The sequence below is a fragment of the Catellatospora sp. NPDC049111 genome (genome assembly GCF_040648615.1).
GTDB lineage: Bacteria > Actinomycetota > Actinomycetes > Mycobacteriales > Micromonosporaceae > Catellatospora > Catellatospora aurea.
In genome coordinates, this window is the sequence record NZ_JBEZEB010000017.1 from 136,001 (window position 1) to 152,679 (window position 16,679).

The window sequence follows — 16,679 nt, forward strand, 5'->3', positions numbered from 1 at the left end:
ACGGGCCGTCCCGTCCGGTTCTACTGGGGCCGTCGCGGCCTGTTCTTCCGGAGGCTCACCGGTGATGGCCGGGTCGATGCCTGTGCGCTCCAGGTTACCGCCGCCGCACCCTCGACCGTCCACCGGGTTTCCGGTGAGTCGCCCTACCGGGTCTCGCCCCGGTAGCGCCCGCTGACCACGGTCCAGTCCAGCGTGCCCCGCACCGAACCGGCCACCCCGTCCAGGTGGGCGTGCACCGCCGGGTCGAACTGGGCACCGAACGACGGCACCCGGTCCCGCAGCGGGGCGAAGCCGTCCATGCGCTCCTGCCACATGTCCACCGCCTCCTGCACCGCCGCCTCGATGGACACCCGCCGCTCGTGGGAGATCGCCAGCACCAGGTTGTGCCCGCCCGCCGTGGCGATGTCCTTGTCCAGCGAGTACAGGTCGTTGAACCAGGACAGCAGGTCCGTGCCGGCCAGCCGCACCTCGCGCAGCGCCGGGTGGTGGTAGATCGCGTCCGGCAGGTGGGTGTGCGTGGCCAGCTCGGTGAGCAGGTGCGAGACCTCCGCCGCGGACGCCGCCCGGCGCAGCTCGACGTACTCGTCGACGCCGGGCAGGTGGCCCGCGGCCTTGTTCTCCGCCTCGGTGAGCACGCCGTCGAGGTGCACCGCCACCGCGTCGGTGAAGCGGGCCTGCCAGGCGTCGGGCATGCGCTCGCGCAGCACGGCCCAGATCTCGGTGAGCATCAGCCGGGCCGGGCCCGCGAACACCTCGGTCGGGCGGTCGGAGCCGTGCAGCAGGGCCAGCAGTTCGGTCACGAAACGCCGCAGCCGGGGCGGCTCGGGGTGCGCCGTGCCGTCGCAGACGTCGTCCACCAGGTAGAACCAGGCGAAGATCATGGCGAGCAGGGCGAGGTCGTCCGGTCGCGCGTCGGGGAAGATCCGGCCGGCATGTCCGGCGTACGCCTCGCCGGCCAGCCAGCTCTGCCCGTCGCCGTCGCTGATCAGGCCGCATTTGCGAGCCCAGCCGGTGAGGTCCTGTTCGGCGAGCGCCACGTGCGGGGACATGCGGGAGGCGAGGGGGCAGTCGACCGGTGGGATGGCGAACACGGCGGTCCTCCGTTCCGGGAGGCGGTGCACGGGGGGCGACGGCGGCGCACAGTGACGCAGGCCATCATCACGATGGGTTCACGATCCATTACACAAGTGGCAAAGATCGATGTCAATCCCCCCGACGTGCCACCTCAGCGCCGGTACGGCTCCCGCATCGGCTTGCGCACCGCGTCCATCGCCGCCAGGTGCGCCTCCCGGGCGACGCCGTCGATCAGGTACACCCTCGCCCAGCGCCGCCGCGTACAGCGCCGACACCGCACGTTCCGGCAGCCCTCGCTCGGCCACCACCGACTCCAGCTCCCGCCACAGCCGCACGGTGTAGGCGAGCTGGCGCTGCACCAGCCGCGCCTGCTTGTGGTGGGCGGTCAGGGCGAACCGCAGCGCTACTGGTCGCATAGATGCCGCCGGCCCGATATCGCCCCGGCCACTTGCCATCCCTCGATGCCACTAGCCCAGTAGCACCATAGCGCCGACGTGTCGTTGTACGGGCGTATCCCACACCATGATCGCTCGACTTGCCAGGCAGGTGGGCGAAAGCGGGCTCAAGAGGCAGGTCGAACGATCATGGGTCGAGGGGCCGAAGGCGTGGGAGCCGCCGTCCGTATCACAGGCTGGAATCCGACAGTGATCGACATGTTCGCCACCTGCGGGCCTTCAGCAGGCACGGGAGCCGCGCCGCCGCGGCTCCGCCGCTGCCTGGGTCGATGGCTGACCGTTCGGCGGCTGTGGACGCTACCAGCGGTCTAGTGACCGGAGCTGCGTGGACCGCCATCATGGCCGATGTTTGCATACGTGCTGCTGCGTGAGTACACATCGGATATCGAGAGGCACCTGACGTGTCAGACCCCGACGAGAACACCACCCCCGCCCCGACCCCGCCGCCGGCCGATGACAAGGGCGGCGACTACAAGCCGGCGCACGGCGCGGACGACAAGGACAAGGACGACAAGGACGACGACGACAAGGGCGGCCGCAAGCGCTGGCTGCTCCTGCTCCTCCTGCTGCTCCTGATCCTGCTCCTGCTGCTGTGCGGCGGCTTCGCGTACATGAAGTGGTGGCAGAAGAAGGACGTGGACCCGTCGGCGTCCCCGTCCGCGGTCGCCACCGCCACCGTCGCGCCCCCTGCTGCCAGCGCGAGTGCTGCCGCCAGCCCCAGCGCCGCCGCCAGCCCCAGTGCTGCCGCGTCGCCGACCGCCGCCCCGTCGCCGTCGCCCACCGCCGGGCCGACGCTGATCGCGGTGCCGAACGTGGTCGGCAAGAAGGCCACCGACGCCGAGAAGATCCTGGCCGACGCCGGCTTCACCAACGTGAAGTTCGTCGGCGAGGACGGCAAGGACCTGACGCTGCTGGTCAGCTGGAAGGTCGTCAAGCAGTCCGTGAAGCCCGGCAGCAAGGTCGCCGCCGACACGGAGATCATCCTCACCAACACCAGCGTCAGCAACGGCAAGGGCTGACCCTCCACAAAGGAAGGGCACCTTCTTCACGCTGTGCGTAGAAGAAGGTGCCCTTCTTAACATCGGACGGCTCTGACCTGCGCCGCAGGCCGTTCGCCGGGCGACTGGGCGGTCACGCCGCGACCAGTGCCCGAAGCTCGCGGGCCTGGGCGGCCAAACGGCTCGAACCGCCTCGTTCGGCCAGCGCCGCGACCTCGGGCGGCAGCTGCGCGGCCCCGCAGGCACGGCCGCACCGGACCGCGAGCGCCATCAGGTCGGCCGTGGCCGGGCGTGCCTTGTCCAGCACGGCCAGCGGCGCCAGTGCCGCGACGGCGATCTGCCACACGGCGGCGACCGCGCCCGCCTGCGCGGCCTCGTCCAGCGCCGACGCGAACCGGTTCACCTTGAGCACCCCCGCCGCGGCCAGTTCACCCAGCTCCCGCCCTACCGCGGCCGCGTCGAGGTCCCCGGTCGCGGCCAGGCCCAGCAGTCCGTCGACGGCGGCGATCCGGTCGGCCGCCGAGCGGGCGGCGAGGCCGTACGCCAGGGCCAGGTTCACCGCCGGGCCGACCGGTCCCCCGCACTCGGCGAGGTGGGCCAGCAGCAGGCCGCCGCCATCGAAGTCGAGGTCGGCGTTCGCGGCGAGGATCGGCAGCGCCGAGGCGGCCACCACCTCCCGGTGCGACGGCAGCGCGGCCGTCCACAGCTGCGGCTCCTCGAGGTGTCCGGGAGCCCAGGTCGGGTGGTCGTATCGGACGACCGTCATCGTCTCCAGGACCAGCGGGCCCGCGTGCTCCGGCGGCTTGAGTGCCACCACCCGGCGCACGGCGGGCTGGTGCTGATAGGAGTAGCTCGACGGCTTGGTGTCAGCGTGCTGGCTGCGGCGCAGCGACACGGGGTCGGGCACCGGACCGCTGAGCCAGCGGGCGAACGCCGCCCCGGCGGGCGAACGCAGCCGCAGCGCCGCAGTGACCATCTGAGGATCGGTCTCGCGGGGCAGCCGCAGCAGAGCCTGCTCGAAGTCCAGCGCCCAGGGCTGCCACCCCTCGCGCTCGGCCTGCTCCAGCCGCCGCAGCAGTTCCGTCGGCTCCAGCCGGCCGTTGGCGTGCGTCGGCGTCGCCATGAGCAGCGGCACCGGGTGCCGGTTGAGCTGCACGGACATCTCCGCGAGCCGGGCCGCGAGCACCAGGTGCAGGCCGCTGCTGTTGCCGCGCATCTTGCGCAACGCCTGGGCCTGCACCCCGCCGTCGGTGCGGAACAGGTCGGCGAGCTGCCGCCACCGGTCGGAGCGTGCACTCGCGACGGAAGCGGTGAGCAGCATCTCGCGCGTCTGCTCGGCCAGTTTGCCCCACCACGCCCGGTCCGCGTCCACGAGCGGGCGTACGGTCCGCGCCAGCGCCTCCTGGTCCCGCACCCGCCAGTACGCGATCGCGGCCAGCACCCGCTCGACCGTCGGCACCGACCGGTCCCCCGCGAGCAGCGCCGACACCTCCTCGGCCAGCTCCGCGAGGCTGCCCAGCGGCGATCCCAGCGGTGCCGCGACGGGCACCGGCAACGCGGCCGGCACCGGCTCGGCTGCGGGCGACGCCGGCCCGGACAGCAGCGCGGCGATCTCCGCCGCGTGCTCCGGCCGCCGTCGCGCCACCTGACGCAGCCACGTCGTCTGTGCTTTGACCAGCGTCTTCTCCGGCCGGGCAAGCGCGAGTTCGGCGACCTCGCGCAGGGTGTCCCAGGCCAACAGCCCGGCCTCGTCGGCTCCGCGCAGGGCCTTGAGCGCCATACCCGCGACCGTGGAGTTGCCGGCCTCCACCAGGCGGACATAGTCACCGGCCCCGGCTGCCGCCTCCGGTGCGGTCACCGCCAGCGCCTCGTGCAGCCGGGTGTACGCGCGCAGCTCCCCCGGCTTGCCCCCGCGCAGCAGCCGCGACCGGCAGCCCTCGACGAGCAGCCGGCGCACGGCGTCGTCGCCCGCGCCCAGCCGGATCAGGGCGGGCACGAACCCGCGCGCGTCCGGGGCGTATTCGTAGTCCAGCCGCGAACCGAGCCGGTCGTGCGTGAACAGCATCGGCACCAGCGCCGCCGTGTACGGGCTGTCCCGCAGCGCGGCGTCGACGTCGGACGCGTCCCGCATCGCGTCGATCCAGCAGGCGGTGAACGCCTCACCGGTCGGCACGGCACAGCCGCTCTCCCGGACCAGGACGTCCACCAGCCGCCAGTGACCGAACGCGCCCCAGCTCCCGTCGAGGGGTAGCCGGTCGGCCATCAGCTGCGCGAACTCGCCGAGCCACGGCACCTGCCGCAACCGCAGCACCTCCAGCACCGGGCCGGGCTGCGCGGCCCGCAGCCCCCACCGCAGTTGGCCGCGATGCAGCACGGTCACGACCTTCTTCGCGGTGGACGCGCAGCCGACCAGCGCGACGATCCGGGCCGGGGCCCGCCGTTGCGAGGTCTGCCAGTCCTCGTCCTGCCTCGCGGCGGCGGCGAGTCCGGCGAAGGCCGCGAGGCGCTGCTTCTCGCCGGCCTGGCGCACCCAGGCCACGACGGCGGCCACGTCGGCCGCGTCGACGGCCCGGTGCAGCTCCTCCGCGCTCACGCGGGCACCTCCTGCGTCACCGTGATACGCACCGCGAGCTGGTGACGGCAGGGTCCCCGGCCGCCCCGGTGCTTGGCCCACCACCGGCACGTGCAGCCCGCCGGAGCGCCGTCGACCAGCCGGACCTGGTACACCCCCTCGGTGCCGCGCACCGAGGCGACGTCGCCGGACACGGTCACCGCCCCGGCCTCCAGCAGCGCCTTCGCCCCCGCCAGCCGGGGGTTGAGCTTCTCGGCGGCCGCGGTGCCGAACGGCATCACCCGGTGGAAGTAGTTCGCCTCGGCGACGTCGTAGCCGACGCGACCGGCGGTGCCCAGCAGCGCGAGCCCGGACCGGACCTGCGCCGGGGTCAGGTCGGTGGCGGTGGCCAGCGCGTCGGCGTCGAGGGTGGGCGCGAGGCTGAGCAGCTCGCTGATCCGGTCGGCCGCGTCGGCGGCGTCGTCGGAGGCCAGCGCGGACAGCACCGCGCCCTCGCCGGAGAAGCCGCGGTACGGCTCGGGCGACAGCGTCAGCGACAACCGCAGGGTCGGGGTCTCCAGCTCCCACACCGAGGCGACGGCGGCGCTGCCGGGGCGCACGGCCGGGCCGTACACGGTGAGGGCCGTCGCGTGCCGCAGCAGCCCGCGCAGCGCACCGAGCCGATCCGCGCCGGTCAGGCAGACGGCTCCCGGCACCGGCCGGGCGGTCAGCCGCAGACCCTGCCCGGCCGGCACCGCCCACAGCGTGCTGCGGTCCTTCGGCAGGCGGCGCAGGAACTCAGCGGCCGCGGCGGCGTCGATCCGCACCCGCGGCTCCATGCCCGCGGTGACCGCGTGCACCTGCGCGAAACCGCGCAGCCACCGGCCGGGCAGCGGCACCTTGCGCTCTACGACGGAGCCGTCCATGGTGGACACGGTCAGGTCCTGGGGGCCGACGGCCAGGTGCAGCGGGTCCAGCCCGCCGACCCGGGCCAGCGCGAGCTGCAGCGGCACGTTCACGTCGACGTTGGTGGTGCCGTGCTCGGGGCGCTCACCGTCCAGACCGGACGGGAGCACGTCCATCCGGGCGTACACCCCGCAGCAGCCGCTGAACGACTCGAACCGCAGCATGTCCTCGCTGCCGGTGACCACCGGGTCGAGGCTGACCCAGTCGGTGCGCTGGAAGTAGCGGGCGCGGGCGACCTCGGCGACGGCGAGCAGGCCGACCGCGACGGTCTGCGGGGTGGTCATGAACCCGTCGAAGAACCGGGGGTGCGCGCCGCACCCGCCGGACGTCTGCAACGCGAGACCCTCCGCGGTCAGCGCGGAGGGCCCCGGATACGAGTAGGTGGCTACCGACATGGCGGCCACCGTAGGGACGGGCTACGACAGTTCGGGGAACCAGAGCTTGATCTCGCGCTCGGCGGACTCGGCCGAGTCGGAGGCGTGCACCAGGTTCTCGCGGTTGGACAGCGAGAGGTCGCCGCGGATGGTGCCCGCGGCCGCGGCCCGGCCGTCGGTCGCGCCGACCAGCAGGCGGATCACCGCGATGGCCTCGTCGCCGGACACGATCGCGGCGACCAGCGGGCCGGCGGTCATGAAGGCCTTGAGCGGCGGGTAGAACGCCTTCTCGACGTGCTCGGCGTAGTGCGCGTCGGCGAGGTCGGCGTCCATCGTGCGCAGCACGAGCGCGTCGACGGTCAGCCCCTTGCGCTCGAAACGCGAGATGATCTCCCCGACCAGGCCACGGCGCACCGCGTCCGGCTTGATCAGCACGAGCGAACGTTCCGCCACGAACTTCCTCCTTGAAGGCGACACATGTCCCCACCTGCGACAACACGAGGTGGGCTCATCAGCCTACCGAACTGCACTTTCCTCGATCGACGGACCCGCCTAAGGTCATGGATTGAAGACACAGCGTTGCGGGGAGGCGGCGCGCTGTGGTCGTGCACACAGCGCTCGGGGAGGCACGCGTTGGCACGGTTAGGGCGCAAACCGGTCCGGCCAGGCCGGGTGACCACCGCCGTGTGCCTCGGCGCGCTGGGCCTGTTCGTCATCTCGATGTCCGCGGGCCTGGGCAGCTGGCCGCTGGGGGCGGTCGGCGCGGCGATGGTCGTCGTCGCCGTGGCGCTGCTGACCACCGCGTCGATGCTCGGCGCCGACAAGGCGTACGTGGCGGGCACCGTGCACGTGGTGAAGGCCTCCGAACCGCCGCTGAGCGCCGAGTTCGGCCGCTGCGAGATGCAGGTGCTGGTGGACGCGCCCGGCCACCCCGGCCAGACCGTGATCATGAACGACCCGCGGGTGCCGGTGCTGAAGTGGCCGGACGCGGGCGACACGCTGCCCGCCCTGGTCGCCGTCGCCGACGCGCGCCGGATCAAGATCCAGTGGGAGAAGGTCGGCACCCACGGTGAGCGCTACGAGCAGGCGTTCGACCACGGCGACGACGAGTTCTACCACGACCCGGGCGACGACTACGACGATCCGCACTTCGACGACCCGCACCACGACGACGGCCTCGGCCACTACGGCGACCCGGGCCACGACGGCCACCGCGGGTCCGACGACACCTACGCCGGTTTCCGCGACGACGACCCGATCGACCTCGACGCGGTGCCCGCCGCGGATCCGCTGCCCCGCCGCCAGCCGAGCCCGCACCGCCGCCCGCCCGTGCCACGCGAGGAGTCCGCGCCGGTCGCCGTCCTGGAGGGCGAGCTGTACAGCGGCGACGTGCCCGGACCACGCACCCCGATGGACCAGGAGTCGCCGGACTTCACCTCCGTCGACGTGATCGACTTCGCGGACGTGCCGGAGCCGGCCGCGCCCGCGATCTCGGACACGCTCACCGGGCCCGTGGCGCTGCCGCCCCCGGCCGGAGCCGGCATCGACGACCTGCTCGTCGCGTCACCGCACGCCCGCCCCGCCTCCGCCGGGTCGATCCAGGGCGTCGGCATCACGCTGCTCGTCACCGACCTGGACCGGTCCCGCGTCTTCTACCACGACCTGCTCGGCTTCTACGAGATCGACGGCGGGCCCGACAACCTGGTGCTCGCCTCCGGCGACACTCGGCTGGTGCTGCGCACGACTCCCGAGCTGGCCCCGGTCAACCGCCGCCACGTGCACCTCAACCTGGAGGTCGGCGACATCGACGCGGTCTACCGGGAGCTGAAGGTGCGCGGGGTCAAGTTCACCTACGCCCCCCGGGTCGTCAACCACGGCGAGCGCCTCGAACTGTGGGCGGCCTCGTTCAAGGACCCCGACGGCCACGGCATCGCGGTCATCGAGTGGAAGGCGCGCGCCTAGCGGGCCACGGTCCGGCGCACATACAGCACATAGGCCCAGGTGAGCCCGAACACGACGCCGACCACCGCGAACGCCCAGTGCAGGAAGCCCAGCAGCAGCAGGGCCGCCTGGAACACCGAGACCAGGTGCCAACCCCACGGGAAGCGCAGGGTGGCGGTCAGCGCCATCGCCACCACGACGGCGACCAGCGCCACGGTCACCGCGGCCATGCTGCCGCCCGGTGGGCGCAGCACCCAGATCGGCATCAGCGCGAGCAGCAGCACCAGCGCCTCCAGCACCAGCGTGCCCGCGCCCAGGCCGCGCACGGCCTTCGTCGGGTTGCGCAGGCCGCTGGGCTTGCCGCCCAGGCTCAGCTGCAGATCCCGCTCGCGGGCCTCACCCGGCTTGTGCCCGGCGGGCCCCTCCGGCGTCGAGCCTGCCGGGGCCTCACCCGGGTGGCTGTGCTCGGTCATCCGCGCTCCCCGTGCTGCTCACTCATCGCTGGAACAGCTTACGGGCGTCGGCGACGGTGACGACGGAGCCGGTGATCAGCACGCCGACGCCGCTGATGCCGGCGTCGATGTCCGCCTCGGCCAGGGTCACCGCGGCCTCGATCGCGTCGGGCAGCTCGGCGTGCACGTGCACCCGGTCCTCCCCGAAGATCTCGTACGCGATCTCCGCCAGTTCCTCGGCGGGCAGCGCCCGCGGCGAGGAGTTGCGGGCGCAGACCAGCTCGTCGACGACGGGCTCCAGCAACTCCAGCACACCCTCGGCGTCCTTGTCGCCGAGCATGGCGACCACGGCCACCAGACGGCGGAACGAGAACTCCTCGGTCAGCGCCGCGACCGTCGCGGCCATGCCGTGCGGGTTGTGCGCCGCGTCGACCAGCACCGTCGGCGCGTTGCGCACCCGCTCCAGCCGGCCCGGCGACGAGCTGGACGCGAAGCCCTCGCGGACCAACTCCACCTCCAGCTGCCGGTCCTTGCCCGCGCCCAGGAACGCCTCGACCGCGGCGAGCGCCAGGGCGGCGTTCTGCGCCTGGTGCGCACCGTGCAGCGGCAGGAAGATCTCGTCGTACACCCCGCCCAGGCCCTGCAGCGTCAGCACCTGCCCGCCGAGCGCCAGGTTGCGCTCGATGACGCCGAACTCGCTGCCCTCCCGGGCGACGGTCGCGCCGACCTCGGCGCAGCGCTCCAGGATCGGCTCCATCGCCTCCTCCGGCTGCAGCGCGCAGATCAGCGTGGCTCCCTCGTGCACGATGCCCGACTTGGCCAGCGCGATGTCGGCGATCGTGTCGCCGAGCCACTCGGTGTGGTCCAGCCCGATCGGCGTGATCACCGCGACGCCGGCCTGGATCACGTTGGTCGCGTCCTCCGCGCCGCCGAGGCCGACCTCGACCACGGCCACGTCCACCGGCGCGTCGGCGAACGTCGCGAACGCCAGCGCGGTGGTCATGTCGAAGTAGGTCAGCGGCTCGTCGCTGCGCGCGTCGATCAGCTCGGCCAGCGGCCCGACCTCGGCGTACACCGCGGCGAAGCGCTCCTCGTCGACCGGCTGCCCGTCCAGGCTGATCCGCTCCCGGACCGTCTCCAGGTGCGGGCTGGTGTACCGGCCGGTGTGCAGCCCGTGCGCGCGCAGCAGGCTGTCGATCATGCGGGCGGTGGAGGTCTTGCCGTTGGTGCCGGTCAGATGGATCGACGGGTACGCCCGCTGCGGGCTGCCGAGCACGTCCAGCAGGTCCTCGATGCGGCCGAGGTCGAAGACCATCCGGGTGAAGCCGCGCCGGTCCAGCGCGGCCTCCACCTCGGCGTACGACATGTCCTGTCCGTCTTGAGCGGAAGAGCTCACGAATGTCACCCTAGCTGCGCGAGCGCGGCGTCGATGCGAGTCACGTCGGCTTCGGCCGTGGCGAGCCGCTCGCGCAGCTTCGCCACCACCTGCTCCGGAGCCTTGGCCAGGAATCCCTCGTTGCCCAGCTTCGCCGTGGCCTGCGAGATCTCCTTCTCGGCGGCGGCCCGGTCCTTGGTCAGGCGGGCCCGTTCGGCGGCCACGTCGATGCTGCCCCGGGTGTCCAGGGACACCGTCACCCCACCCGCGACCGCGACCGTGCCGGTGGCCGTGAAGCCGTCCCCGGGCACGTCCAGCCGGGCCAGGAAGCGCATCAGCGGCTCGTGCGCGGCGATGCCGGCCTCGGCCAGCCCGTCGAGCTGCGCGGCCACCCGCTGACCCGGCTTGAGGCCCTGATCGGCCCGGAAGCGGCGCACCTCGGTGACGACGCGCTGCAGCGTCTCCAGCTCGGCCTCGGCCGCGTCGTCGATCAGCGCCGGGTTCGCCGCCGGCCACGCCGCGACCATGACCGAGGCGTTGCCCTCGGCCTTGTTCAGCGCGCACCACAGCTCGTCGGTGACGAACGGGATGACCGGGTGCAGCAGGCGCAGCAGCTGGTCCAGCACGTGCCCGAGCACCCGGCGGGTGCGCTCGGCCGCGGCGGCGTCGTCGCCGGTCAGCACCGGCTTGGCCAGCTCCACGTACCAGTCGCAGACGTCGTCCCAGGCGAAGTGGAACAGGCTGTCGCAGACCTTCGCGAACTCGTAGTTCTCGAAGTACTCGTCGACCTCGGTGATGGTGTGCTGCAGCCGGGACAGGATCCAGCGGTCGATCGTCGACAGCTCGGTGGGCAGCTCGCCGTCGGTGTGTGCGCCGTTGATCAGCGCGAACCGGGTGGCGTTCCAGAGCTTGTTGCAGAAGTTGCGCGAGCCCTGGCACCACTCCTCGCTGACCGGCACGTCCGAGCCCGGGTTCGCGCCGCGGGCCAGCGTGAACCGGGTCGCGTCCGCGCCGAAGCGCTCGATCCAGTCCAGCGGGTCGACGACGTTGCCGAACGACTTGGACATCTTCTTGCCGTACTGGTCACGGACCATGCCGTGCAGCGCCACGACGTCGAACGGCTGCCTGCCGTCCATCGCGTACAGGCCGAACATCATCATCCGGGCGACCCAGAAGAACAGGATGTCGTAGCCGGTGACCAGCACGCTGGTCGGGTAGAACTTGGCCAGGTCGGCGGTCTGCTCGGGCCAGCCCAGCGTGGAGAACGGCCACAGCGCCGAGGAGAACCACGTGTCGAGCACGTCCTCGTCCTGCCGCCAGCCGTCACCGCTGGGCACCTCGTCGTCGGGGCCGACGCAGACGACCTCGCCGTCCGGGCCGTACCAGACCGGGATGCGGTGGCCCCACCACAGCTGGCGCGAGATGCACCAGTCGTGCATGTTGTCCACCCAGGCGAAGTAACGCTTCGACAGCTCCGCGGGCTCGATCTTGGTGCGGCCGTCGCGCACGGCGTCACCCGCCGCCTTGGCCAGCGGGCCGGTGTTGACGAACCACTGCAGCGACAGCCGCGGCTCGACCGTGGTCTTGCAGCGCGAGCAGTGCCCCACCGCGTGCACGTACGGGCGCTTCTCGGCCACGATCCGCCCCTGCTCGCGCAGCGCGGCGACCACGGCCGGGCGGGCCTCGTACCGGTCCAGGCCCAGGAACGGCCCGTGCACCGTGATGATCGCCCGCTCGTCCATCATCGTGATCGAGGGCAGGTTGTGCCGCTGCCCGATCTCGAAGTCGTTCGGGTCGTGCGCCGGGGTCACCTTCACGCAGCCGGTGCCGAACGCCGGGTCGACGTGCGCGTCGCCGACGATCGGGATGCGCCGCCCGGTCAGCGGCAGCTCGACCTCGGTGCCGATGAGGTGCTTGTAGCGCTCGTCGTCGGGGTGCACCGCCACCGCGGTGTCGCCGAGCATCGTCTCGGCCCGGGTGGTGGCGACCACGATCTCGTCGCTGTACCGGATGGAGACCAGCTCGCCCTCGTCGTCGCTGTGCTCCACCTCGATGTCGCTCAGCGCGGTCAGGCAGCGCGGGCACCAGTTGATGATCCGCTCGGCGCGGTAGATCAGGTCGTCGTCGTACAGCTTCTTGAAGATGGTCTGCACAGCCCGCGACAGGCCCTCGTCCATGGTGAAACGCTCACGCGACCAGTCGACGGAGTCGCCGAGGCGGCGCATCTGCCCGAGGATCGCGCCACCGGACTCGGCCTTCCACTGCCACACCCGCTCGACGAACGTCTCGCGGCCCAGGTCGTGACGCGACAGACCCTCCGCGGCCAGCTTGCGCTCCACGACGTTCTGCGTGGCGATGCCCGCGTGGTCCATGCCCGGCAGCCACAGCGCCTCGAAGCCCTGCATGCGCTTGCGGCGGATCAGCGAGTCCTGAATGGTGTGATCGAGCGCGTGCCCCACGTGCAGCGAACCTGTCACGTTCGGCGGCGGGATCACGATCGCGAACGGCGGCTTGTCGCTCTTCGCGTCGGCGTCGAAGTGACCGGCGGCTACCCACTGCTCGTACCGCCGCTGCTCTACCTCGCCGGGCTGGTACGCGGCGGCAAGCTCGGACGAGGACGGGGCGCGCGGCTCGCGCGGCTGCTGGCTGTGTTCGGTCACCCGCCGATTCTACGAAGCTCCCTTGGGTCCACCGCTGGCAGGCTGCGGCTTGCTAGGCTCCGCGAGTCGGCGGAAGGTGGGCACATGTCAGAGCAGGACGCGAAGGTACGCCAGGAATCGGCGGCACCGGAAGCGGTGGAGATCCCCCAGTACGCCCGGCCGGCCGTGCGCCTGGTGCCCGGCCCCGACCCGGTCGAGCCCGAGGACTCCCCCGCCGCGCACAGCAAGCGCCGCCGCTGGACTCTCACCGCCATGGCCGTGCTCGGCGCGGGCGCGATCGCCGCCGCGTTCACGCTCGGCCCCACGTTGATCAGGATCACCCAGCAGAACGACGCGAAGCTCACCATGCCCGAGAAGATCGGCACGATGGTCCGCGACGACAGCCCCGCGGCCAAGGACACCGCCGGCTACCTGCTGACCGCGCTCGCTGCCGGCATCGAGCTCGACGCCACGGCGACCGGCATCTACACCGACCCGGCCGAGGGCGCGGCCAAGAGCGTCATGGTCTTCGGCGGCACCACCACCATGTTCAGCCCCGAACGCGAACTCGACACGGTGCTCAAGCTCATGGAGGACGAGACCGGCGGTGTCACCGGCCTCACCGGCTACGACCCCGGCGACCTGGGCGGCGTCCTCAAGTGCGGCGCCACCGACGCCCCCGACGGCATCATGGCCGTCTGCGGCTGGGCCGACCACGGCAGCCTCGCCCTGGCCCTCTTCCCCGGCCGCACCCCCACCGAAGCCGCCCCCCTCATGACCACCATCCGCACCACCACCCTCACCCGCCCCTGACCCCCCTCCGCGTTGATCATGAACTTATGGCCGTGTTCGACGGTGTGTCGCTGCCCTAACTTCATGATCGATCACGCTCGGCGGTTGCCCTGCCGGGCCACCCGAGGCAGGTAGCCCGGCAAGGCGCGGGTCAGCCAAGGCGGTCGGTGCGGCCGGTGTCGAGGATCAGCTCGTAGGCGTTCATGCGGACCGGGCCGAGGGTCAGCAGCTCCGAGGCGAGCAGCTCACCCGTCCGGGGGTGGAAGATCAGCAGGTGCTGCTGCCCGTGCTCGCGGTCGTCGAACGTGACCGCCAGCCCATCACGGCCCGCCCGGTCGGTCACCTCACCACGCCAGCGGAAACCCGGCACGTCGGCGAGGACGCGCAGGACCTCCGCACGGATCGCCCGCGGTACGGCGTACCGACCGAAGATCTTGCTCGTCTCCTTGCCGACGGCTCCCGCCCCCAGCTCGGTCTTGAGCATCCTGGCCAGCTCCCGCCCCGTCGAGGGCAGCGCCGCCGACTCGAACGGCGGCAGCGGGATCGCGTCGGCCGAGGCCGTCGCGGAGACCGGCAGGCGGCTCGCCCAGTAGTCACGCGATGCCTGGTCCGGATACTCTGGCACGCCCATGACGGTGGCCTGCCGTCCCGGCTCGCCGGGAGCCCACCAGACCTTCGTCTCGTGGGAGAAGGCGACAGAGAACCGGCCGTCGGGCGACGTCATCACCGGATCACCCCACACCTGCTTGCGGTGGTAGGTGTACCTGCCCGCGCTGCTTTCGTAAGCCGCGTCGACCAGCCCGTCGGCCAGCGCTCGCAGCCGGGGCCCGGCCGCCTCGTCCGTGCCCGGCTGGTACGCCACCGGCACGAGCACCCGGCCCGCCGCAGTGCCGGGCGGATCAGCGGGACCGGGCTCCACGTCGACGAGCGCACCCGATGCCCCGATCACCGCCACGGCACCGGCCGCGAGCGTGACCGCCCCGGTAGCGAGAACCATTCGCCGCGGCAGGCGGGCATCGCGGCGCACGCCTCTCCGCGGCGTACTCGGCTCGGCGGTCGCCTCAGCCCAGGCGATCAGCTCGACGGCCGAGAGCCGAGGCGGTTCCGAGGGCATGCGGCGTGCCGGGTCGGCAGGGCCGAGCAGGGTACGGGTCCGCTGTGCTCCAAACATCTCGGGTCCTTTCACGATCGGGCCAGTTTGCGGTGCGGCACGGACGGGGTGAGCGGGGCGGACATGGCAGCGGTGAGCCGTCCGCGGGCACGGTGCAACCGCACCGCCGCGGTCGTACGGCTGCAGCCGAGCACCTGCGCGGCCTCGGCGACCGTCAGCTCCTCCCAGCCGATCAGGCGGAGGATCTCCTGGTCCAGGTCGGACAACGAACGCATGGCGGCCCGGACGTCGGCCACCCCCAGCGTCGCGTCGGCACCCGCCGAGCCCGGCACCCGCAAGGCGTCCGCCTCGGCGATCGGCACTTGCCGCCCGGCAGACCGGCGGGCCCGCCACTGATTGGCCAGCAGCCGCCGAGACACCCCGTACAACCAGGGCAGACAGTGTTCCGGCACTTCGTCGCGCCGACGCCAGGCGACCGCGAACACCTCCTGCGCGAGTTCGGCGGGTCCGTCTTCGTCGACCAGGCGACGCCGGCCGTACCGGAGGATCTGCTGGTAGTGCTCGTCGTAGATCTTGGTGAACCAGCCTTCGTCGCGGCCGGGCGGCGGGCCCATGCGAACTCCCTACTGCGATGGCGATTGTCACCCTGCTCTGTGTCGGCGGCGGCTCGATGATTACCGGTGAGATCTCGCAAAGCGCGGCGACGGGGACGGTGGTGCCTCGGGTCGGCGGGACACCACCGGTGATCAGGATCGGATAGCGTCGCGGGCGTGGTGCACACCCATGATGTGACGATCGAGGGAACGCAGCTCACGAAGCGGTACGTCTCCTGGGAGCGGGATGAGCACCTGCGCGAATGGACGGCACTCCAGCTGGTGCATCGGCACGAACCCGACCTGGCGCCGGAACCCCTGCACGCCGACCTCACCGCAGACCCGCCCACGGTGACCATGTCACTCGTGCCCGGGGAGCCGCTCTCCGGCGGACTGGGCACCGCCCAGTCGCTCGCGCTCGGCGCGGCCCTCACCCGGCTGTGGCGCATCCCGCACCGTGAACTGGCCGAAGCCTGGCCGTGGTCGGACGACCTCGGTTTCGCCCGGCGGCTGACCGAGGGGCCACGCCCCGACAACGTCGTCGCCGCCGCGGCTTATGACGCCGCCATGTCGTGGTGGGACGGCCCCGATCCGGACCTGCTGAGCCGACCGCCGGCCGCGACGGTCATCGGGCACCGCGATCCGCACCTGCCGAACTACCTGTGGGACGGCGAACGGGTGCGCATCGTCGACTTCGAGGATGCCGCGGTCTCCGATCGCGCGACGGAACTGGCGATCCTGTCCGAGCACCTGTCCCTGCGCACGACGGATACCGAGGCGTTCTGCGCACGATTCGACGTGGACCGCACGCGCCTGCGCGCGGGCCGCCGGCTGTGGGCGATGTTCTGGCTTCGGCTGGTGCTGACCGAGGGGCGGAACGCCCACCGCAACCCGCCGGGCACGGTCGAGGCTCAGGCCACACGCCTCCTGGAGTTGCTACGCCCCTGATCCTGGACACAAAAAAGGGCCCCATGGCGTAGGGGCCCGAATAGGCGCACATAAACGCGTCAAGGCCCGACCGTGAATGGTCGGGCCTTGAACAGCGATGTTTGTCCGGCGGTGTCCTACTCTCCCACAACGTCCCCGTTGCAGTACCATCGGCGCTGGAGGGCTTAGCTTCCGGGTTCGGAATGTTACCGGGCGTTTCCCCTCCGCCATGACCGCCGTAACTCTATCAACATGTCAACCCGCGCCAGCCTTGGTGCTGGGGGTTGCGTGTCGTGATGTGCATGGTGGACGCGAGACATCGTTGCAGGATCTGCTGTGTTGTTTAGGTAAGTCCTCGGCCTATTAGTACCAGTCGACTGAACACATTACTGTGCTTACATCTCTGGCCTATCAACCCGGTGGTCTAGCCG

Annotated in this window: 13 protein-coding genes and 2 rRNA genes; 4 read left to right on the plus strand and 11 right to left on the minus strand. The window is 72.0% G+C overall.

Going from position 1 to position 16,679, the window contains the following annotated elements; genetic code table 11:
- Positions 1-143: 143 nt before the first annotated feature.
- Entirely contained in the window at positions 144-1,091 is a 948-nt protein-coding gene (locus AB0B66_RS23535; RefSeq protein ID WP_360533600.1) for a terpene synthase family protein, read from the minus strand.
- Positions 1,092-1,930: 839 nt separating this feature from the next.
- On the opposite strand from AB0B66_RS23535, the gene AB0B66_RS23540 reads away from it, so the two are divergent.
- On the plus strand, positions 1,931-2,548 hold the full coding sequence (locus tag AB0B66_RS23540; protein ID WP_360533603.1) for a PASTA domain-containing protein: 618 nt from the start codon (positions 1,931-1,933) through the stop codon (positions 2,546-2,548).
- Between the two features lie 112 nt (positions 2,549-2,660).
- Here the strand turns inward: AB0B66_RS23540 and AB0B66_RS23545 are convergent, their stop codons facing one another.
- From AB0B66_RS23545 to ndk, 3 genes are read right to left on the minus strand one after another with little or no spacing between them, the layout of a single operon-like run.
- Positions 2,661-5,120: a DUF6493 family protein gene (locus AB0B66_RS23545; protein ID WP_360533606.1), complete on the minus strand. Its 2,460-nt coding sequence runs from the start codon at positions 5,118-5,120 to the stop codon at positions 2,661-2,663.
- Positions 5,117-6,439, minus strand: coding sequence for an SWIM zinc finger family protein (locus AB0B66_RS23550; RefSeq protein ID WP_360533609.1), 1,323 nt, complete (start codon positions 6,437-6,439; stop codon positions 5,117-5,119). The genes AB0B66_RS23545 and AB0B66_RS23550 overlap by 4 nt, the downstream gene beginning before the upstream one ends.
- Before the next feature lie 21 nt (positions 6,440-6,460).
- Positions 6,461-6,871, minus strand: coding sequence for a nucleoside-diphosphate kinase (ndk, locus tag AB0B66_RS23555; protein ID WP_203692558.1), 411 nt, complete (start codon positions 6,869-6,871; stop codon positions 6,461-6,463).
- 219 nt (positions 6,872-7,090) lie between these two features.
- Between ndk and AB0B66_RS23560 the strand changes: the two genes are divergently transcribed.
- Complete coding sequence (locus AB0B66_RS23560; protein WP_360533613.1) at positions 7,091-8,380, plus strand: VOC family protein; 1,290 nt, start codon at positions 7,091-7,093, stop codon at positions 8,378-8,380.
- Here the strand turns inward: AB0B66_RS23560 and AB0B66_RS23565 are convergent.
- From AB0B66_RS23565 to AB0B66_RS23575, 3 genes are read right to left on the minus strand one after another with little or no spacing between them, the layout of a single operon-like run.
- Complete coding sequence (locus AB0B66_RS23565) at positions 8,377-8,832, minus strand: DUF4233 domain-containing protein (RefSeq protein ID WP_360533616.1); 456 nt, start codon at positions 8,830-8,832, stop codon at positions 8,377-8,379. The genes AB0B66_RS23560 and AB0B66_RS23565 overlap by 4 nt on opposite strands.
- Before the next feature lie 22 nt (positions 8,833-8,854).
- A complete protein-coding gene (locus AB0B66_RS23570; RefSeq protein ID WP_360533658.1) occupies positions 8,855-10,177 on the minus strand; it encodes a folylpolyglutamate synthase/dihydrofolate synthase family protein in 1,323 nt (440 codons plus the stop codon).
- Between the two features lie 35 nt (positions 10,178-10,212).
- Positions 10,213-12,846: a valine--tRNA ligase gene (locus AB0B66_RS23575; protein WP_360533619.1), complete on the minus strand. Its 2,634-nt coding sequence runs from the start codon at positions 12,844-12,846 to the stop codon at positions 10,213-10,215.
- An 84-nt stretch (positions 12,847-12,930) separates the two neighbouring features.
- Between AB0B66_RS23575 and AB0B66_RS23580 the strand changes: the two genes are divergently transcribed.
- Entirely contained in the window at positions 12,931-13,638 is a 708-nt protein-coding gene (locus AB0B66_RS23580) for a hypothetical protein (protein WP_360533622.1), read from the plus strand.
- Between the two features lie 130 nt (positions 13,639-13,768).
- Here the strand turns inward: AB0B66_RS23580 and AB0B66_RS23585 are convergent, their stop codons facing one another.
- Both AB0B66_RS23585 and AB0B66_RS23590 read right to left on the minus strand, forming a co-directional pair.
- Positions 13,769-14,788: a CU044_5270 family protein gene (locus AB0B66_RS23585; RefSeq protein ID WP_360533625.1), complete on the minus strand. Its 1,020-nt coding sequence runs from the start codon at positions 14,786-14,788 to the stop codon at positions 13,769-13,771.
- Positions 14,789-14,799: 11 nt separating this feature from the next.
- Positions 14,800-15,342 carry a sigma-70 family RNA polymerase sigma factor gene (locus tag AB0B66_RS23590; RefSeq protein WP_360533628.1) on the minus strand — a complete coding sequence of 181 codons (543 nt, stop codon included), beginning with the start codon at positions 15,340-15,342 and terminating at the stop codon, positions 14,800-14,802.
- 156 nt (positions 15,343-15,498) lie between these two features.
- Here AB0B66_RS23590 and AB0B66_RS23595 point away from each other — a divergent pair, with 156 nt between their 5' ends.
- Positions 15,499-16,269, plus strand: a complete 771-nt coding sequence (locus AB0B66_RS23595) for a phosphotransferase (RefSeq protein WP_360533631.1) — start codon at positions 15,499-15,501, stop codon at positions 16,267-16,269.
- Between the two features lie 103 nt (positions 16,270-16,372).
- Here AB0B66_RS23595 and rrf read toward each other — a convergent pair.
- Together rrf and AB0B66_RS23605 are read right to left on the minus strand one after the other, a co-directional pair.
- A 5S ribosomal RNA gene (rrf, locus tag AB0B66_RS23600) occupies positions 16,373-16,489 on the minus strand.
- 102 nt (positions 16,490-16,591) lie between these two features.
- Positions 16,592-16,679 (minus strand): 23S ribosomal RNA (locus AB0B66_RS23605); the annotation flags it as partial.

Coding starts and splice junctions, on each gene's coding strand:
- AB0B66_RS23550 (WP_360533609.1), bottom strand. CDS start 6,439: ATGTCGGTAGCCACCTACTCGTATCCGGGGCCCTCCGCGCTGACCGCG.
- AB0B66_RS23565 (WP_360533616.1), bottom strand. CDS start 8,832: ATGACCGAGCACAGCCACCCGGGTGAGGCCCCGGCAGGCTCGACGCCG.
- AB0B66_RS23570 (WP_360533658.1), bottom strand. CDS start 10,177: ATGTCGTACGCCGAGGTGGAGGCCGCGCTGGACCGGCGCGGCTTCACC.
- AB0B66_RS23580 (WP_360533622.1), top strand. CDS start 12,931: ATGTCAGAGCAGGACGCGAAGGTACGCCAGGAATCGGCGGCACCGGAA.
- AB0B66_RS23585 (WP_360533625.1), bottom strand. CDS start 14,788: ATGTTTGGAGCACAGCGGACCCGTACCCTGCTCGGCCCTGCCGACCCG.
- AB0B66_RS23590 (WP_360533628.1), bottom strand. CDS start 15,342: ATGGGCCCGCCGCCCGGCCGCGACGAAGGCTGGTTCACCAAGATCTAC.